The 18,257-nt window shown below is 42.7% G+C and carries 16 protein-coding genes; 3 read left to right on the top strand and 13 right to left on the bottom strand.

What is annotated here, in order from left to right; genetic code table 11:
* Window positions 1-78: 78 nt before the first annotated feature.
* The gene (locus N8M93_RS07460; protein WP_261130662.1) at window positions 79-645 is read right to left on the bottom strand and encodes a biotin transporter BioY; all 567 of its coding nucleotides are present in this window, start codon (window positions 643-645) and stop codon (window positions 79-81) included.
* 115 nt (window positions 646-760) lie between these two features.
* On the opposite strand from N8M93_RS07460, the gene N8M93_RS07455 reads away from it, so the two are divergent.
* Window positions 761-1,366, top strand: coding sequence for a DNA-3-methyladenine glycosylase (locus N8M93_RS07455; RefSeq protein WP_261130660.1), 606 nt, complete (start codon window positions 761-763; stop codon window positions 1,364-1,366).
* Between the two features lie 51 nt (window positions 1,367-1,417).
* Here N8M93_RS07455 and N8M93_RS07450 read toward each other — a convergent pair whose 3' ends face one another.
* The 3 genes from N8M93_RS07450 to N8M93_RS07440 all read right to left on the bottom strand — a co-directional run bounded on the left by N8M93_RS07450 (window position 1,418) and on the right by N8M93_RS07440 (window position 3,933).
* Window positions 1,418-2,554 (bottom strand): DUF4179 domain-containing protein, encoded by a 1,137-nt coding sequence (locus N8M93_RS07450; RefSeq protein WP_261130659.1) that lies wholly within the window; start codon window positions 2,552-2,554, stop codon window positions 1,418-1,420.
* A 10-nt stretch (window positions 2,555-2,564) separates the two neighbouring features.
* Window positions 2,565-3,074, bottom strand: a complete 510-nt coding sequence (locus tag N8M93_RS07445; RefSeq protein ID WP_261130657.1) for an RNA polymerase sigma factor — start codon at window positions 3,072-3,074, stop codon at window positions 2,565-2,567.
* A 184-nt stretch (window positions 3,075-3,258) separates the two neighbouring features.
* Window positions 3,259-3,933 carry a hypothetical protein gene (locus N8M93_RS07440; RefSeq protein ID WP_261130655.1) on the bottom strand — a complete coding sequence of 225 codons (675 nt, stop codon included), beginning with the start codon at window positions 3,931-3,933 and terminating at the stop codon, window positions 3,259-3,261.
* 181 nt (window positions 3,934-4,114) lie between these two features.
* Here N8M93_RS07440 and N8M93_RS07435 point away from each other — a divergent pair, with 181 nt between their 5' ends.
* Window positions 4,115-4,312 carry a hypothetical protein gene (locus N8M93_RS07435; RefSeq protein WP_221566499.1) on the top strand — a complete coding sequence of 66 codons (198 nt, stop codon included), beginning with the start codon at window positions 4,115-4,117 and terminating at the stop codon, window positions 4,310-4,312.
* A gap of 652 nt (window positions 4,313-4,964) precedes the next feature.
* On the opposite strand, the gene N8M93_RS07430 is transcribed toward N8M93_RS07435, so the two are convergent.
* The 3 genes from N8M93_RS07430 to N8M93_RS07420 form a co-directional block, all read right to left on the bottom strand.
* Window positions 4,965-5,714, bottom strand: coding sequence for a GDSL-type esterase/lipase family protein (locus N8M93_RS07430; protein ID WP_261130654.1), 750 nt, complete (start codon window positions 5,712-5,714; stop codon window positions 4,965-4,967).
* Between the two features lie 99 nt (window positions 5,715-5,813).
* Entirely contained in the window at window positions 5,814-5,972 is a 159-nt protein-coding gene (locus tag N8M93_RS07425) for a hypothetical protein (RefSeq protein ID WP_261130653.1), read from the bottom strand.
* Window positions 5,973-6,161: 189 nt separating this feature from the next.
* On the bottom strand, window positions 6,162-9,110 hold the full coding sequence (locus N8M93_RS07420) for an EAL domain-containing protein (RefSeq protein ID WP_261130652.1): 2,949 nt from the start codon (window positions 9,108-9,110) through the stop codon (window positions 6,162-6,164).
* Between the two features lie 192 nt (window positions 9,111-9,302).
* Here N8M93_RS07420 and N8M93_RS07415 point away from each other — a divergent pair, with 192 nt between their 5' ends.
* Entirely contained in the window at window positions 9,303-9,890 is a 588-nt protein-coding gene (locus N8M93_RS07415) for a superoxide dismutase family protein (RefSeq protein ID WP_261130651.1), read from the top strand.
* A 451-nt stretch (window positions 9,891-10,341) separates the two neighbouring features.
* On the opposite strand, the gene menC is transcribed toward N8M93_RS07415, so the two are convergent.
* From menC to N8M93_RS07385, 6 genes are all read right to left on the bottom strand, one after another.
* The gene (gene menC / locus N8M93_RS07410) at window positions 10,342-11,448 is read right to left on the bottom strand and encodes an o-succinylbenzoate synthase (RefSeq protein WP_261130650.1); all 1,107 of its coding nucleotides are present in this window, start codon (window positions 11,446-11,448) and stop codon (window positions 10,342-10,344) included.
* Entirely contained in the window at window positions 11,438-12,922 is a 1,485-nt protein-coding gene (locus N8M93_RS07405; protein ID WP_261130649.1) for an o-succinylbenzoate--CoA ligase, read from the bottom strand. Before N8M93_RS07405 ends, menC begins: the two co-directional genes overlap by 11 nt.
* Before the next feature lie 155 nt (window positions 12,923-13,077).
* Window positions 13,078-13,899 (bottom strand): 1,4-dihydroxy-2-naphthoyl-CoA synthase, encoded by an 822-nt coding sequence (menB, locus tag N8M93_RS07400; RefSeq protein ID WP_261130648.1) that lies wholly within the window; start codon window positions 13,897-13,899, stop codon window positions 13,078-13,080.
* A 1-nt stretch (window position 13,900) separates the two neighbouring features.
* On the bottom strand, window positions 13,901-14,722 hold the full coding sequence (gene menH / locus N8M93_RS07395) for a 2-succinyl-6-hydroxy-2,4-cyclohexadiene-1-carboxylate synthase (protein ID WP_261130647.1): 822 nt from the start codon (window positions 14,720-14,722) through the stop codon (window positions 13,901-13,903).
* Window positions 14,712-16,463 (bottom strand): 2-succinyl-5-enolpyruvyl-6-hydroxy-3-cyclohexene-1-carboxylic-acid synthase, encoded by a 1,752-nt coding sequence (menD, locus tag N8M93_RS07390; RefSeq protein WP_261130646.1) that lies wholly within the window; start codon window positions 16,461-16,463, stop codon window positions 14,712-14,714. The genes menH and menD overlap by 11 nt, the downstream gene beginning before the upstream one ends.
* Complete coding sequence (locus N8M93_RS07385; RefSeq protein ID WP_261130645.1) at window positions 16,460-17,863, bottom strand: isochorismate synthase MenF; 1,404 nt, start codon at window positions 17,861-17,863, stop codon at window positions 16,460-16,462. Before N8M93_RS07385 ends, menD begins: the two co-directional genes overlap by 4 nt.
* Window positions 17,864-18,257: the final 394 nt, after the last annotated feature.

The raw sequence follows: 18,257 nt of genomic DNA, 5'->3' as shown, positions 1-18,257 counted from the left end.
AGCCATAAGTTTTCAATAACGGAAAGAAAGAGGTTTCGTCAATCGACAAACCTCTTTCTTCAGGGTATCATATTCAATTTATGCGGCAAGATTTTTCTTTTTGTTGGAAAGGACCGGGTTGCTCTTCTTCATTTTCACAACGACAAAGGCCGCGATCACAGCTTTTACAAGATCACCAGGGATATAAGCAAGCGCGGATAATGCTGCTGCCTTAAGCGGGAGATCCAGGACGAATGCCGTAACTGGGATTCCAGCTGCATATACAAGGATGATACCGCCTAATATATTGGTTAATAGCACCTTCCACATTTTCAATTTGTTCCATGATTTTTCAACAAGATAACCGATTACAAAAGCTGAAATCGGCCAGCTTAAAATGTAGCCTGCACTAGGTCCGACAAGTTCATCGACCCCACCTCTCATCCCGGAAAGGACAGGCGCTCCAGCAATGATCAAGGCGATGAAAACAAGAAGACTCAATCCCCCAAGACGAGCTCCTAGAAGACCTCCGGCTAGCATGACCCCTAATGTTTGTGCTGTAATAGGGACAGGTGAACCTGGTACTGGAATCGGTGGCACCAACCCAAGAGCTGCAATGACAGCTGCAAACATCGCTGCAAAAACAAGTGCATATGTTTTCTTCATTCTCTTCACTTCCATTCGTGTTGTTTAACGTATAATGTCCAACACTATTATGTAAGAAGCGAGAAAATGTGTCAACTTAAAAATTATATTAGTTAACGAAAGACCGGTGATCATTTTGAAGACGGTAGATCCGATTTTTAATAAAGAGACGTTGGAGCTAGCTAGAGGACTGTTAGGGATGGAACTCGTACATGATACCGCATATGGAGAATTAGCTGGTAAAATCGTCGAAGTCGAAGCTTATAAAGGACCAGAAGATAAGGCTGCACACTCATTCGGTGGAAGGAGAACTACCCGGACCGAAGTAATGTACGGAGAACCAGGACATGTCTATATGTTTCTGATTTACGGTATGCATCACTGTTTTAATATCGTGACAGGTCCGATCGGTAAACCAGAAGCGATTTTAGTACGGGGGATTGAGCCTACTAACGGTATTGATCACATGCTTCATAAAAGATTCGGAGAGAAACAAAATTACTTGAAATCACACTATAGGAATCTCACCAACGGGCCGGGGAAACTTTGCAGAGCACTTGGATTGAATATGGCGCATTACGGTCTCCCGATCAATCGATCAGAAATACGGATCCGGCCTTATGAGGACATAAAGGAAGTGGATATCGCAGCAGGGCCCAGGATCAATATCGATTACGCAGAAGAACATATCGATCTTCCATGGAGATTTTCAATCAAAGGAAATCCATATGTATCCGTTTAAAAAGGAGCCGGCAATTAGATTACCGACTCCTCTTCTAAACGTTTAGCTACCCTATTCAGTTAACGGGATATCGATATCATCCCCGATTTCGAGCATACAGTTTTGACGATCCTTTACAGGAGCAAAAACCATAATATATTCATCATCTTCTCCCTGTATTTCACCCTTGCTAAAAATCGGGACTACTTTTTCGCCCGCTGATTTCAAGAAGACTCCAGATTTTTCATCATCGACAATATAACCAAATTCCTTATCTATTTTTCTGGCATTGAGGAATTGATGCTCCAATTTGCTCATCACTTTGTATGTTACTCCATTTTCATCCGTCAGGATCTTTGTGTCAGAACCTGTGACGACCACTCTTGTTTCTAAGGCAGAAAATTCTACTTGCCTAATCGTATAGGTTATATTTTCAAAGGTGAAGTCTTTATTCAATTCTATTATTTCTCTATCGGAAACCCCGGAATTATCCAGCTTGAATTCAAGCGGCCATACGGCTTCTACTTTACCTGTTTTTTGCCCTTCATATATTGTCAAATTTTCAATCTCTAATCGAAGATCCTGGCCTTCATATTCTTTTAATGATTCAAATGATAATGCTTCCGCAACTTTGTTTTCTTTACGATCGTAATATCTGCTTCCCCAACCGACATTATCTAATTTGGTCCGTTCATTACCACGGACCAACTGGATAGAACTCTTGCCTTCAAATAAATCCAGATAATAATTCTCTAAATTTGTCTCTTCACTTTGATAAGTCAATAAGAGCTTTGTTTCCTTATCATCCATCATTACACTTTCGAAATTAACGGTTATATCATTCTTTTCATCATAATATGTTTGATCGAGGACCTGGCCATGTCCCTCGTTTAATGCAGTCCTAACGCCGCTATCATCGATATGGTCACTCGAAAAGATTTTATCATAAACCTCTTGGATCGCAGCTAAAGCAGGAGTGAAAATAATCGTTGAAAATACAATCAAGCAAATTGCTACGGCTATTGAAAACCTTTTATATAGCGTTCTTTTTTTGTTTAAAGAGCTGATATTACTTTGTGTACCAGACAATTCCCAGGATTCCAGTTCTTGTGTTTTATGTAGCTTATCCTCTAGCTTGTTCCAGATATCTGGAACTTGTTTTTCAAGAGAATCATCCAGGTGCTTTATTATCCTTTCTTTTTTCATCATGACCCCCTCCTTACTCTATGCCTTTTTTCAGTTTTTTAAGAGCTATATTGTATTTCCAAAGTACCGTACCCAACGGAAGATCAGTGATTTGGGCGATTTCTTTATGTTTCAACCCTGTTATATCTTTCAATATGACAACCTCTCTTTCCTCAGTACCAAGTAGCTCCAGGTATTTAGATAAAACCAATTTATCTAGAGGATCTTCTGAACGATAAGGTACACGGTCAAAATAGTCAGAACCGAAGCCTGTAATTTCACGTTTTTTCTTTCTATACAAATCTAAAGCTGTGTTTCTAGAAACTCTAATAAGCCACCCTTTAACGTTTGATATATCATTGCGCTTCATGTGCTGAAAAAGTTTGATGAACACTTCCTGAAGAACATCTTCAGCTAGTTCAAAATCTCTTAGAATAGATAGTGCGATTGCAAAAACATGCTTCTTATGTTCGTTGAATAATTGTTTGAACTCCTGTATATTTCCAATCGTATGATCTGATTGATCCAAACTCGGCCGATTCATTTTTTGCCCCCTTTCAACTAGTAGACGGATCAGAATTACCTTTTATTGGTGAAAAACAAAATTTTTACGTTTTTTTGAAACCAATTAAATAGGGACTGACCCAAATGAAAAGTGTCAGTCCGCTGATTTTAATCCTATGATTTTATATTTAAACCTGGTATTAATCATTATCTGTTTTATTTCGTCAGTGTGACGGGTTCAATTCTTTCAATTGCAGGTCCTCTTCTGACTGCAGCATTTTTTCCTTGGTACTTGTTGAAATCAATCCGATCAGTTGGGCCACTTTTTTCTTACGGTTCGTATAGCGGAATAAAGCGATCAAGTACCAGAAAGCGATGATCGTAGTCGTTTTCAAGACTACCTCGAAATTCCATGTCAATGTTGCAAAGTCGATCACATTCAAAATATATGCTGCCGCGATACCAAAAAGGAAAGCAACGACCCAGACGCCAGGGCGTAAATCACGATAGCCTCTATGGATAGTATGTATGAATGATGCAAGCAATTTCAGCTCTTTTTCATTGTACTGATGAAGTCGATTCTTGACATATTTCAAATCCGGAACGATTCCATTCGATCGTTTTTTATTTGTCAATTCTTTAAAGAACAATTCGAAATCTACGAAACTGGTAAGACTATTCTCAACCTTTCGATGCATGTAATTGTGGTACATATACCAGTAATAGACATTTTCAGATATACGTAAGATGGCGTACAACAGGACAGTGACGAGCGCAAATTGCACCCAAAAATATTCCAAAAAGAAATCCAAGAACGCCCAGATTGCCATAACGAGTGTCTTCAATTTTGTAATGAACATTGTCGCAACAAGCAGTATGAGGTCAGTAACGTTTTCCACTAGTATAGCCTCCTGTTTTCCTATTAGCTACATCATATCATTTTTTCGGGAGAGCATGACAAACTTTTACAAAAACACGAAAATTTTCTCATTAAAGTGCTATCGGATTACCCCCTATATCCGCATAAGAAAGGCGAAAACTATAGTTAGAAAAAAGTTCTATTTTACGGAGGTTGGACATATGAGGATTGTCTTTTTTGAAAAAGGGGAATTAATGATTATCGTAGGTTCTTCAAAACTTAAAGGAGAACTCACAATAGAGCAGATCAAATCTGAAAGTGAAAAGAAATCAAAAGAGCTTTCTCAGTTACTCGGACGCGAAATCGGCTTCATGATCGATATGAACGGAAAACTGAATTCAGATATGCCAATGAAATAAGCGCTTTGAAAATGAGATGACCCCTTATCCAGGTCATCTTTTTTATTTGGCTATGTAATATCTATGCGACACTCCTTTTCGGGCGTGTTTCTGGAACCTTCTCCTGAGAGATTCCCGATTGTGGCACCTTCTCCTATCCCGTAAGCGGGGGATTCTAGACAGGTTTTCGCTTCTAGCAACTCCTCCTGTCTCGTAAGCGAGGGTTTCGAGACAGATTCTCGCTTCTAACACCTCCTCCTGTCCCGTAAGCGGCGGATTCGGGACAGGTTTTCGCTTCTAGCAACTCCTCCTGTCTCGTAAGCGTGTTTCGAGACAGATTCTCGCTTCTAACACCTCCTCCTGTCTCGTAAGCGGGGGTTTCGAGACAGGTTCTTGCTTCTAGCACCTCCTCCTGTCTCGTAAGCGAGTGTTTCGAGACAGATTCTCGCTTCTAGCACCTCCTCCTGTCTCGTAAGCGAGGGTTTCGAGACAGATTCTCGCTTCTAACACCTCCTCCTGTCCCGTAAGCGAGGGTTTCGAGACAGATACTCGCTTCTAGCACCTCCTCCTGTCTCGTAAGCGCCTCCGATTTTTCAATTTTTCGACCGAACTCAGCTCTTAACTAAAAAAACAGCCTATCCCACCTTTGATTGGGTGGTGACAGGCTGTCCATCTATTGGATAAGACCTTTACGATTCATTTCATCCATTACTCGTTTTGCGATAAGTTCGTACCCTCTTGGATTCGGATGGATGATATCTGCGAAATAACGCTTCTTTTCTTTATCAAGGAACAAATCGATGGTTGAAATGTAATGGATATTCGGATATTGATCGACCATCCCCCTGGTCACTTGATTCCAATCCTTCAAAATTCCATGGAGCTGGTCGTGGTTTACCAAGTCCGTATACGGATCGTACATCCCGAGCAGAATCAATGGTGCATATTGATTATCAGTCCTGATCTGCGTAATGAGTTTGGCTAAATTTTCTTCAAAAACAGGACGCATCTTTTCCATTTCCTCTAGATTGATGGAATTGAGATCCCGCCTCGCTGCATGGATGAAATCATTCGTTCCGATAAATAAAAAGATATAGTTCGCTTGATTGATCTTCTGCTTCGTTTCGATATTTTGTACGTGGATCATGATCTGATCCGTACGATACCCCCGGACCCCGTACCGATGTAAAGCGACATCGCTTCCGAAGCTGTTTGTCATTTGTTGCTGCACACGGCCGATATACCCGACTTTTTTGGGATCACCGCTTCCGTATGTCAAAGAATCACCGATCGCAACAATCTGTATTGCATTTGTATCCTGCGCAATTGTAGGAGAAAACAGGTCATCAATTAAATTTATAGCGATGATACATCCAATCACCAGGGTCAACCAGAGTAAATTCTTAAAAATCTTCCATTGCACGTGACTTTCCTCATTTTCATGTAAAAATTACCCTGTCATCTTACTGAGTATTGTGTGTGTATTGTGTTGGAACTAAGGATTTTGCGTTTAACAGAGCTATTAGAATATGTGATAATCTTCTTTTCTATGTCCATACTCTTCCCATAAATGATAGATGTCATAATCGGTTGTGTCAATCTTTACAAATCGTTGAAGAAGCCCACAAACTCCTACTGTGCCAAGTGAAAACGCCATGAAAGAAAGCAAAAAATAAGTCATCCTGTTCTGCGCCTCCCTTATCCTTTTTACTAATTTTATTGATAAGGATGACATGATAGAACTGGATGACATTCAAGGTTATTTTATACAAGCTGTTTTCTTATTGATTGTTGTTTTTGATTTTGAACTATAACGGCTTACGGGAGATCGCTTAGCTTGCAGTCCCATAGGACTCCAGCCTATTCAACTTTATAAAACAGTGGCTTGTTTTTCTAAGAGCAGCTCTTCTAGAACGTTGTTATTCATCGGCCTGTAAAAATGAAATCCTTGCACTTCATTACATGCCTGATCTTTCAAGAAAGCGAACTGTTCTTCTGTCTCGACCCCTTCAGCCACAACTCGCATTTTCATACTGTGTCCAAGGGTGATGACAGCTCTGGCAATAGCCGCCTCATCTGAGCTCTTTTCAATTCCCCTTATGAAGGACTGGTCGATTTTCAACGCATGCACATGGAACTTTTTCAAATAACTGAGTGAAGAATAACCTGTCCCAAAGTCATCGATGGCAATCCTGACACCCATCTGTTCAAGAGCATCAAGGCTCTGGACGATACTTTCCTCGTATTTCATCAGTGTACTTTCGGTGATTTCAATCTCAAGCCAACTTCCATCCAACTCAAGTTCATTGAGCACCTCTCGGATGGACGCAGCCAGATTGCGTTGAAGAAATTGTCTAGCTGAAAAATTGATAGCCATACGAATCGGCTTAAAGCCTTTTTCCTGCCAAACTTTATTTTGCTTACAAGCGGTTTTTAATACCCAATTGTCAATCTGGACGATCAGGCCCGTCTCTTCTGCTAAAGGAATGAATTCACCTGGAGAAATCAATCCCCATTGTGGATGATTCCAACGAACCAACGCTTCGACCCCAATGATTTCGCTCGTTTTCACATCGATCCTCGGTTGATAATGTAAAATAAACTCATCGTTCTCAATCGCCTTATGAAGATCATTCTCCAGAACAAGCCGCTCATAATTGTTCTCGTTCATGGATGGACTATAAAATGCATATGCGTTCCTGCCTTGTTCTTTAGCCTGATACATTGCCATATCCGAATGAACGAGCAAAGTCTCAACATCATCTCCGTCGTCTGGATAGATGGAAATTCCCATGCTTAATGATATCCTGAATTCATGCCCATCAATGATAACCGGATCAGCGAATAGCTCTGAAATCCTTTTCGCTAATTGTGATAGATCGGATATATGGTCGACGTCTTGAATAAGGATTGTAAATTCATCACCACTCATCCGGTAAACCCCTCCATCTTGGCCGATCTGATGTTTAAGTTTCTCTGCTACCAGGGAGAGGACGCGATCTCCAAACGCATGCCCTAAGGAATCGTTAATGACCTTGAATCGGTCCATATCTAAAAACAAAACACCAGCGATCCTGTTTTTGGACTCGCGGCTTTTCTCAATGACCATCCCAAGGTCCTCCTGAAACTTTCTCCGATTAGGGAGGTTTGTGAGGGCGTCATGATATGCCATGTGTTTAATGGTTTCTTCAGTCTTTTTCCGTTCAGTGATATCACGTGCGACAACAACGACCTGTTTAACTTTATCAGCTTCAGTAAGAACAGGCATGGCTCTTGCTTCAATGACAATAAAACTTCCATCTTCATGCTTATAACGGCACTCGACGTCCTGCCTCTTCTTGGTCTGGAACAGTGTTTCGAAACTGTGATTTACAATATCCCTGTCCTCTTCATGAATATGGGCCAGAAATGAATTGCCCAAAAGCGGTTCCCTTCCAAAGATATTTTTATAGGAAGGGGAGATATAGATTACATTCCCTCTCCAATCGAGCATGACGATCAAGTCGGACATGTTTTCTGTCATCAGACGGAACCTGGCTTCGCTTTCTTTCAAGGCGAGCTTCGTATTTCTTTGTTCAATTGCAAGAACAGCAAGGTCCGAGTACATCTTTATAAGCCGTTCATCACGTTTATCAGGTGTCCTATTGTTCAGGCTGTAAATGGTCATGATCCCGAGCAATTGGTTATTACTTGAAAGGATGGGCATTACCCAATAAGACCGAATTTCATGCTCAGTTATAAAATGGTTGAGATGTAAACTTAAAGGATCGTCTTCAATATTTTCAACAATGACAGGATCTTTCGTGCTAGCTGCTCTCCCACAACCGCTGAGATTTTCTCCGATCATGATTTCAGAAAGCTGCATGGAATAGCGCTCATCGATCGATGGGGCTGAAACAAGCTGGAGAACTCCTTTATCGCCTGCATATAGATGAATTGTACAAAGAACATCATCAATATGGCTTTCCAACGATTTTGCGGTCACTTCTAAAATCTCTTCAAGAAGGATATCTGTCGCAATTAATTCGAAAATGCGTTTCTGGCCAATCAGCTGAGACTCTGTTTCCTTTTGTTCCTGGATTTCATAACTTACACAGACGATTTCGTTTTGCCCAGGTTTAGGTGACACGACATTCATTCGTTGATTCACCCAAAATGAGCTTCCTTCCTTGTGGACGAGACGGACTTCAATCCCTGAAGACGATTGTTTTCCATCTAGCAATTTTTTTATGTATGAATGGAAATTCTTCTTATCACGAGGATCAACGAGGGAGGAAAAAGGTTTCCCGACGATATCATTGTTACAGTACCCTAGCTTTGATGCCCCCGTCTGGTTGAACGATACGATTGTCCCATCTTGCTCTAATGTAAAATACATCGAAGGCGTATTTTCATATAAATACTGATATCTCTCTTTACTTGATTGCAATTCTGCTTTTATTTTTTTCTTATGCGTGATATCCCGTACAGCTGCCAGGATGTGTGTACACTGGCCATTTTCATTCAAAATCGGTGTTAAGATCGTTTCCCCGACCATCATCGATCCATTGATTTCTGTTTCAACTTCATAGTAATAAGGCTCTTTCGTCAAATAAGCAATTTCATATGGCTCTTGAAGGTCTTCGAAGACATCTTCCGGCAATACCTCCTCCATCAATTTTCCAAACGAACCTTCATCCACACCTGAATATTTAAGTGCTGAATCATTTGCTGTCACGTATCTGAATCTCGGCCCATTCTCGACAGCCATTAAAAAGACCATATCTAAAAAACCATTGAAAATTGCACGTAAATGTTCTGCTTGAATTCGATTAAACATAGCGTCAGATCCCCTACACCCTTCATTTCTTGCCTTATTTAAGGCTCGATTTTGAAATCATTCTCCTATGTTATTATCGGCAAAACCATAAAAATTTCGAGCGGGAATTGGGTGGATATAGTTGCTTTTACATAATTATCCTTGATTTGTGAAAAATAGAGTTGACATCATTTGGAACAAGGAGTGTACAAAATGAAAAAATTCATGTTATCAAGCTTCGCATCACTATTAGCACTAGCAAGCCTGACCGCTTGTGGAATGCAAGAGAATAATGTTCAATCCAAAGAGTCAACTGAGGTGAACAGTTCGAAGATTGCGGGGGAAGAGTCGCGCTTATTCAAGATGGTAGATATCTATAACGCGAAAAAAGAAAAAATCGGCCAAGCACAATTAGCCGAAACCAATGAAGGTGTAATGATCAAATTGAAAGCTTCTAACCTGCCTCCAGGACCACATGGGTTTCATATCCACGAAACCGGAAAGTGTGTACCACCTGATTTCGAAAGTGCAGGGAAACATTTCAATCCTACTGACAAAAAGCATGGGTTTGAAAATCCAAAAGGATTCCATGCCGGGGACTTGCCCAACATCAATGTAGGCAAAGACGGCATGATTTCTGTGAGTGTCGTTTCCAAGCATGTAACACTTCAAAAAGGAAAACCGAACAGCCTACTGGATGAAGACGGCAGTGCTCTCGTCATTCACGAAAAGGCAGACGACTACAAAACCGACCCTGCAGGCAACGCCGGTGACCGCATCGCCTGTGGCGTAATCAAGTAAAGAAACTTTTTAGACCTGTGTACCAGGCACCAAAAATGAACCAATTGTATCAAGGGATTTCGTTCGGTGCCTGGCACCTTTTTGAACCCCCTGGTATGACTGGATTCTTAATCGGTGCCTGGTACACTATTTTATTGGTTCAGTATTTATAAGGCTAACGGACACCAGAGACCCTATTTGCCTTGAATTAGACAGTTTTACCAATGTAACGGACACCAGAGCCCTTATTTGATGAAATTCAAGTAATTTTTACTCAAACTGCATAAATAACGACTGTGGTGTCCGTTAATTTTTCGTAATCCACCTTTTTGTTCCATATCAGGGCTCTCATGTCCGTTAGCGTCTTATACATCTCTCATTTTCGTTAATACATTAACTCTCTTTGATATTGAGAAGAAAAAGGACTGACTTTTTGTCGTCAGTCCATCGTCATATATACCTTGATTTTCATTTAAAAGCTCATTTTATCCACTGTGTAACGTTCCAATAACTCCCGATTCACTTCGTACCCGATTCCAGGCGTATCCGGTACAACGACTTTTCCATTTTCCATTTTGATCTCGGGCATGATGATGTCCTGTTCCCAGTATCGTGTGGATGCAGTGATATCTCCGGGAATCTCAAACCCAGCAAGCGATGCAAGGGCAATGTTATGCGCCTTCCCGATACCGGATTCGATCATACCGCCAGCCCAGACATTGACATTATGTTTCTGACAATAATCATGAATTCGTTTCGCTTGCATCAATCCGCCTACCCGGCTGTGCTTAATCGCAATGATTTCACAACTTCCAATGGCTACTGCCGTCTGTGCAGCTTCAAATGAAGTGATGCTTTCGTCTAAACAGATCGGCGTTTCCAGAACCTTCTGCAATTCAGCATGCTCTACGAAATCCCTTGCTCCTAAAGGCTGCTCGATCATCAACAGATTGAACTGATCCATTTCTTTGAGATGTTCCAGATCCTCCAACCTGTAACTTGAATTTGCATCCGCCATCAATGGTGCTTTTGGAAAACGTGAACGGACAGCCGCCAGCACATCCAAATCTTCACCTGGCTTCATCTTCAATTTGATCCGCTTATAACCGCTCTGCAACGCTTCCTCGATTTTAAAAAGAAGGTCATCTAAATGAGTTTGCATCCCAATTGCGATCCCGACTTCAAGTTCTCGTCTCGTTCCGCCTAAGACCTCAGCTAAAGGTCTCCCTTCCGACTTCGCATAAACATCCCACAAAGCGGTTTCAAGACATGATTTTGCCATATGGTGACCACGGTAACGGTTGAAAATTCCAGATAACTCCTCAGGATGATCAAATTCGTTCACGCCTGACATTTCCGGAATGAGAAACTCCTTCATCATATAAAGACACGTGTCAGTGGTTTCCTCCGTGTACCAGGGGGCATCAAACGCTGAGCATTCCCCCCAGCCGACAACACCGTTCGCGGATTCCAACTCTACAATCAATAAGGATCTGTTATTGACCGTATTGAATGCTGTTACAAACGGGCTTTTCAAAGGCATTTCGATTTTATGGATGGTCATCTTTTCAATCCTCATATTCATCGCCTTCTCTAAGCAAACTGTACAAATCTCTCCGTAAAATTTTATTGGAGGCGTTCCTTGGTAATTGTTTGATGTACCGTACCACTTTCGGAACTTTATATCCTGCAAGGTTATCCTTACAGTAATCGATCAGCACTTCGCCGGAGACTTCCGCACCTTCAGCCAACACCACAAAAGCTGCCGGCACCTTCCCCCATACCGAGTCATCAATTCCGATCACTCCCACTTCAGAAACAGCTCCATGCCCATGCAAACAAGCTTCAATTTCAGCAGGGTAGACATTTTCACCGCCTGAGACAAACATATCCTTCCGCCGATCCAACACATAAAGGAATCCTTCATCATCAAGGTATCCGACATCCCCTGTTGCGAGCCAACCATCCTGGATCTTTTCGGTGTTGATCGCTGGTTTCTTGTAATACCCTTGTGTCACATTCGGACCTTTCACGAAAATCTCACCTTCGCTTCCACGCTCATCATCAGCGGAAGGAACCACCTTCACCTGTGCTGGAAATAATGGTTTTCCTGCAGATCCGAGCTTCCGGAAGCTGTCTTCTGGTGCCAATGTCACAATTTGGGAAGCCGATTCGGATAGCCCATAGGTTTGAAAAACTGGGATCGCATTCGCTTCACATCTTTTTAGTAGTGGAAGGGGGGCAGGTCCTCCTCCTAAAAGCATACATCGGAACTGACTCGGATAAGTCATGAAGTTCACAGAATCAAGTACCTTGCTAAGCATGACACTTACAACGGAGGCAACGGTGACTCCATCGTTTTGGATCGATTCATTGAACATGACAGGATCAAACGTACGATGGAGGACCATTGGGATTCCATAGATCACACTTCGCATCACGATTGAAAGCCCACTTACATGAAAAAGCGGAACCGTACATAACCAGCAATCATCATCACGGATTCCGAGGTTGAGCGCAGAACCCGTCGCACTCCACCAATGATTCCCATACGTCAACATGACGCCTTTCGGATGCCCTGTGGTTCCAGAGGTGAAAATGATCGAATGCAGATCATCCAATCGTATGGTATCCTCCAGATCCTCATCAACTTCGTCCGTTGCTTCAATTTCCACCATTGTAACGATTTGATTGAAACGGAGTTCCTGTGCCTTATCGTGATGCACCTCATCAACGATCAACCAACTTACTTCCGCATCTTCAAGCTGGTAATCCAACTCAGAGGCGGACAACCGTTTATTAAGCGGTACGGCAACTACCTGAAGCGAATGAAATGCATGGATGAGAATGACGGTCTCTGGATGATTATCCATCAAAAAGCCCACGTGTTGACCTCTGTGCACACCCAATTTCAATAGTTTCTGAGCCATCCTTTCCGCTGCTCTCTGTAAGTCCTGATAGCTCCACTTCTTCTTTTCAAAAATGAGGGCTGTCCGTTCAGGGGTCAAATACGCACGCTGATCTAGCCAGTTTTTCATTTCCATATTTCCCATAGGTACCACTCCATCATTAAATCAAGCATTGTTATGTAAGGTTGAAAAAGGAGCTGACCAAAAAAGTCAGCCCCAAACTTATTTTAAAGTAAACTTGGCAAACCCAAGCCTTTGGCGAAGGCTGAGCCTTAGTTGCGCTTATACTGAAGAAAGTATCAAGGGAAACGAGGGAATTGTTTAAAGTCCGGTTTCCGCTTTTCCTTAAATGAATCGCGTCCTTCTTTCGCTTCATCAGTGGTATAGTAAAGCAATGTTGCATCTCCACCTAGTTGCTGCAAACCAGCAAGCCCATCTGTATCTGCGTTGAAAGAAGCCTTCAAGAAACGGAGTGCTGTCGGTGACTTTTCAAGCATTTCTTCACACCATTGCACAGTTTCTTCTTCTAACTTTTCAAGAGGCACGACAGTATTGACAAGTCCCATCTCTTTCGCTTCTTCAGCATTGTATTGACGGCATAAATACCAGATTTCACGCGCTTTCTTATGCCCGACGATACGCGCTAGATAACCTGCACCGTAACCAGCATCGAAGCTTCCGACTTTCGGTCCTGTTTGTCCAAAGATTGCGTTATCTGCCGCAATTGTCAGGTCACAAACGACATGTAGGACATGTCCGCCACCGATCGCATATCCTGAAACCATCGCAACGACCGGCTTCGGAATAACACGGATCAAGCGTTGTAAATCAAGGACATTCAAACGAGGAATCTGATCATCACCCACGTACCCGCCATGACCACGTACTTTTTGATCTCCTCCGGCACAGAACGCTTTATCCCCTGCACCTGCAAGGACGATTACACCGATATCAGAATCATCACGTGCATATGCAAATGCATCGATCAATTCATGGACCGTTTTCGGACGGAATGAATTGTGTACTTCTGGTCGATTGATCGTAATTTTTGCGATTCCATTGTAAGTTTCATAGATAATGTCATCGTAGTTTCTTTCTGCTACCCATTCTACTGTTGCCATGCTAAACATCCTTTCTATTATGTAGTTCATCTTCTACAATTTTAGCAAATTGTGCAGGCTGCTCAAGGTGGATGGTATGACCAGCCTTTTCTACAACTACCATTTTACCATTTGGAAGCTTTTCTATCATGTCTTCTGCCATCCTGTAAAACTTCTGATCAAGTGTCCCGACGATCAGTGTGGTCGGGATCGTAAGATCAGAGAGCCTGTCCCACCATGAGGGCTGCACGCCTGTTCCCATTCCACGCAAACTGTTCGCCAATCCAACCTCTGAATTGTGGAGGCGTTTTTCACGCAGATCCTTCCGCTTACTTTCTGACAAAAGATCCTTCTGGGTATTGAACAGCGGAATCGCTTCCCAAAAATCAACAAAAGCGCGGATGCCATCCACTTCAATTCGATTGGCAAGACGATCATCATTATGCTTGCGGGCAATTCTTTCTTCTGTCGTCTGCAACCCAGGGGAACTGCTTTCCAACACAAGATGCTTGACCCGATCCGGGTACATCATCGCGAATGAAAGTGCAACTCTTCCACCTAGAGAATACCCTAAAACGTAGGCGCTTTCAATCTTCAAGTCTGCCAAGACCTGATTCAAGGCTCCTGCTGTCTCCTCCATCGAATATCGTTCGACCTCTTCAGGATGATCCGTTTTGCCATGCCCGATCAAATCCACCATAATCAGCTTGAAAGCGTCTTCCCAGTCCTTTTTAAAAGGACGCCAATCTTCAGCAGAACCGGTAAAACCGTGGAGAAGGAGCAATGGCTCCCCTTCTCCGGCTGTTTCCACATAGTATTGGATACCGTTCACATCAATTTTCATTGACATCCGCCCATTTTTTGATTGCTTCGCTTACATTTTTCCAATATTCCCTGTGCAGCTGTACATTTTGTGCACGATCTGTTTGAAGTTCAATAACATCCAATCCACCTGACTCAAAACTCATCGAACACGCTTCATCAAAAGCACCCCAGCTTTCGACAAGCTGGTAGTTCCCGCCATAAGTTCTTGTTGCTTCACGGAACGAAATCCCTGTAGGCGTTCCGAACAGGTCTTCAAAATGATCAGTATGTTCTGCCTGGGGCAAGAAAGAGAAAATCCCCCCGCCACTATTGTTGACCAATATGATGGTCATATTGAGTCTATGGAGTTTGGATGCAAGGAGACCGTTCATATCATGGTAAAAAGAAAGGTCTCCGATCACAAGGACTGTACGTCGACCGGTAGCGGCCACACCATATGCAGTCGAGATCACACCGTCAATCCCGTTCGCGCCACGATTAGCGAGGGGTTCGATTTCTTTATCCGTTTTACCAAAAAAGCTATCCAAATCCCTGATCGGCATGCTGTTTCCGACAAAAAGAGCTGTCTCGTCAGGCAATAGCCGATTGAGTTCTGAAAAAACCTTGCCTTCAAACAGTTGATCTGTTCCCACAAATGCTTCCCTCTCCTGCAGGGCAAGCTCATTCACAGTCCTCCATTTATCCATCCAGTTTGATTCATCTCTGCGAATTTTGATTCTTGAAGTGATTTGACAGGAAAACCGTGCAGGGTCTGCATAAATCATCCTGCCTCCCGAGTGTGTCGGGTCACGCCAACCTTCCCCTTCATCAATTGTCCAGTATGTACAGCCCTTGTGTTTCTGGACATACTGCAGGTAAGATTTCGAAACTGGCATCGCCCCGAATCGGATGATCACATCCGGAGTCCATTCCCGGACGATTTCACTTTTCAAGATCGCGTCATAGTTCTCAATGATTATGTCTTTGGAATGAAATCCAGTCCGTAAAGGCGACAATGGGTCTGCTAAAACCGGGAACTTGAGAATATCAGCCAGTTCTTGTAACGAGGAAATAGCGTTTTCATACTGTCCCGGGCCACAAACGATCAACCCATTTTCAAAGTTCTTCAATTGATCAATCAAGATATCATAATCGTCATCCGATAAATCACGTTTCCCTGTAGTGAAGGATAAAAAGGAAGTGTCCATTTTCCCTGCATCAAATGCATGTTCATACTGATACCTCGGAATGAGCGGCTCACGGAATGGAAAATTCAAATGGACCGGTCCTCTTTTTTCATTCATCGTGATCGCTGCTGATCGTGCAGCCTTCGTACGGACATACTGGATCAGCTTCGGATCGTTATCCGGCAGCGCCATTTCATGGAACCATTTTACATATTTACCGAACATGCCGATCTGATCGATCGCTTGAGGCGCACCGACATCCCTTAATTCATGTGGACGATCAGCAGTCAATACCAATAACGGAACACGCGACTCATGTGCTTCCACAATCGCAGGAAAATAGTTTGCCGCAGCGGTCCCTGACGTACAGACAAGCGCCACAGGTTTCTTTTCCACTTTTGCGATACCGAGTGCAAAAAAAGCTGCTGAGCGCTCATCCACGCTCAGCCAAACTTTTATATCCGGATGCTGTGCAAACATGAGCGCCAGCGGTGTAGAACGTGATCCAGGACTGATGACAACATCCCGAACTTCTACTCTGCTTAATTCATCTACAAAAGCTCCAACATAAGCTGTCAACGGATCTATTGTCATGCAGTGGATCCTCCTAGTGCTGTTAGCATCGGCTTGAGTTTGATGAGTGTTTCTTCATACTCACTCTCTGGATCGGAATCACCTACGATCCCGCATCCCGCAAACAATGATGCGTAATTATCCGAAATCAAACCAGAGCGGATCGCAACCGCGAACTCGCCCTGATCAAAATGGTCGATCCACCCGATCGGTGCAGAATACCAACCACGATCGAGCCGTTCATGCTCCCTGATGATTTCTACCGAACGGAGTTGAGGAAGCCCACCTAATGCTGGAGTCGGATGTAAACGATCTACAACATCAAGAAAAGGGATATCTGTTGCTTTTTTGACTTCTACCGGTGTATATAAATGCTGGATGTCACGTCCTTTATAAAGAGTAGGTTGATCAGGGACATCCACTGAACCCGCAACCTCTTCCAATGCGCCACGGATCATCTGTACCACATAATCATGTTCTTCACGGTTTTTATCATCTGAAAGAAGTTCTTTCCCTAAACGCTCATCTTCTTCATGATGAGAACCCCGCTTGATCGAACCGGCAAGACAAGTCGATAACAGCATATCTTCCTGTTTTCTGACAAGACGTTCAGGAGAAGCTCCAACGAAACATTTATGCCCACGTTCAAAAGCGAAAATAAAGCTGTTCGGCTGTTGATCCCTTAAATTGACAAGCGTCTCGAAAGCTGAGATTTCAGAGTCTGACTGTGCGATGACTTCTCTTGCTAATACGACTTTATCGACATGTCCCTTATTGATCATGGAAGTTGTCTTGACGACCGTGTCCTTCCATTGTTCAGGATCGATTTCAGTCAAACTCAGGTTTCGGTTTTCTGTTTGAACCAACGCACATTTCTTCAACAGCTCAGCATTTTCACGAACACCCTTTTCAAAAAGTGTTTGAATATCCGAGTCAGCACTTACGAACAGATTCGTGGTCAAATACGCATTATCATCAATTAGCGAGAACATATGGACCGGAAGCACGAAGCTCGCATCTGAGTAATTGGTCCATAACGGAGTCTTATCTTTAAGCGTATCGAATGAAAAGCCCCCCAAAAGCATCGGGCCAGTACCATAAATATATGTGGTGTGATAATCATCGAGCTGATGATCGACAATCCCTTTCCACTGTTTTTTGATTTCTGAAAAACGATCCTCTCCATCCACATCCAAACGAAGTGCCTCACCGATTCCGACAAGCGTCAACTTACCAAATGAATCGGACCAGAAGGATCGTTCACCTCTATATAATGAACTGCCATTTTTAAAAACGACGAGCGGGTCAATCGTATCAACCTGAATTCTATGACTGACTAAAATTTTATCTCGAGTCATTTGTGCTTTTTGTTTAGCACGCTCCAACCTCTCGAGCAATTCATGTTGTTTAACAACTGCCATGACATTCCCCTCCAACATCCTCCGACGTCTATATCTATCTAAAAGGCTTAATGTTGATAAGAAAAATTGTTAAAGCGAATTCACGACACTTCCCCGGAAAGTTAAGCCTGGCAAGCTCCTACAGTAAAATAAGCTTGCAGATCATCCGTGTGAAGGAGTGAACTTCGCCAAAGACAACTTATTCAGAATAACGTCTTATAAAAAATGATTTTATTTAGCCTGTTGACATTCCGATACTATTATATAGGAAAAAGGCTTGTTTTTCCATTGTACGCAATTCACAACTGTTTCCAGCTATTGTTGTTGACACCCATACTGTCATTGCATACACTTAAAATGATTAAAAATACGGTTAGAACCGCTATTCAGCGTTCTTAAAGATAAAGGTGAACGA

The organism is Bacillus sp. Marseille-Q3570, from assembly GCF_946151055.1.
Taxonomy (GTDB): Bacteria; Bacillota; Bacilli; order Bacillales; family Fictibacillaceae; genus Pseudalkalibacillus.
Note: the sequence above shows the minus strand (reverse complement) of the source record. Positions and strands in the feature narration are given on the sequence as shown.

Excerpts from the sequence above, each read along its gene's own strand:
- N8M93_RS07385 (WP_261130645.1), bottom strand. The coding sequence starts at position 17,863 with ATGGCAGTTGTTAAACAACATGAATTGCTCGAGAGGTTGGAGCGTGCT.
- menC (WP_261130650.1), bottom strand. The coding sequence starts at position 11,448 with ATGAGGATTGAAAAGATGACCATCCATAAAATCGAAATGCCTTTGAAA.
- menD (WP_261130646.1), bottom strand. The coding sequence starts at position 16,463 with ATGACAATAGATCCGTTGACAGCTTATGTTGGAGCTTTTGTAGATGAA.
- N8M93_RS07435 (WP_221566499.1), top strand. The coding sequence starts at position 4,115 with ATGAGGATTGTCTTTTTTGAAAAAGGGGAATTAATGATTATCGTAGGT.
- N8M93_RS07460 (WP_261130662.1), bottom strand. The coding sequence starts at position 645 with ATGAAGAAAACATATGCACTTGTTTTTGCAGCGATGTTTGCAGCTGTC.
- N8M93_RS07405 (WP_261130649.1), bottom strand. The coding sequence starts at position 12,922 with ATGGGAAATATGGAAATGAAAAACTGGCTAGATCAGCGTGCGTATTTG.
- N8M93_RS07450 (WP_261130659.1), bottom strand. The coding sequence starts at position 2,554 with ATGATGAAAAAAGAAAGGATAATAAAGCACCTGGATGATTCTCTTGAA.
- N8M93_RS07420 (WP_261130652.1), bottom strand. The coding sequence starts at position 9,110 with ATGTTTAATCGAATTCAAGCAGAACATTTACGTGCAATTTTCAATGGT.
- N8M93_RS07415 (WP_261130651.1), top strand. The coding sequence starts at position 9,303 with ATGAAAAAATTCATGTTATCAAGCTTCGCATCACTATTAGCACTAGCA.
- N8M93_RS07425 (WP_261130653.1), bottom strand. The coding sequence starts at position 5,972 with ATGACTTATTTTTTGCTTTCTTTCATGGCGTTTTCACTTGGCACAGTA.
- N8M93_RS07445 (WP_261130657.1), bottom strand. The coding sequence starts at position 3,074 with ATGAATCGGCCGAGTTTGGATCAATCAGATCATACGATTGGAAATATA.
- menH (WP_261130647.1), bottom strand. The coding sequence starts at position 14,722 with ATGAAAATTGATGTGAACGGTATCCAATACTATGTGGAAACAGCCGGA.
- menB (WP_261130648.1), bottom strand. The coding sequence starts at position 13,899 with ATGGCAACAGTAGAATGGGTAGCAGAAAGAAACTACGATGACATTATC.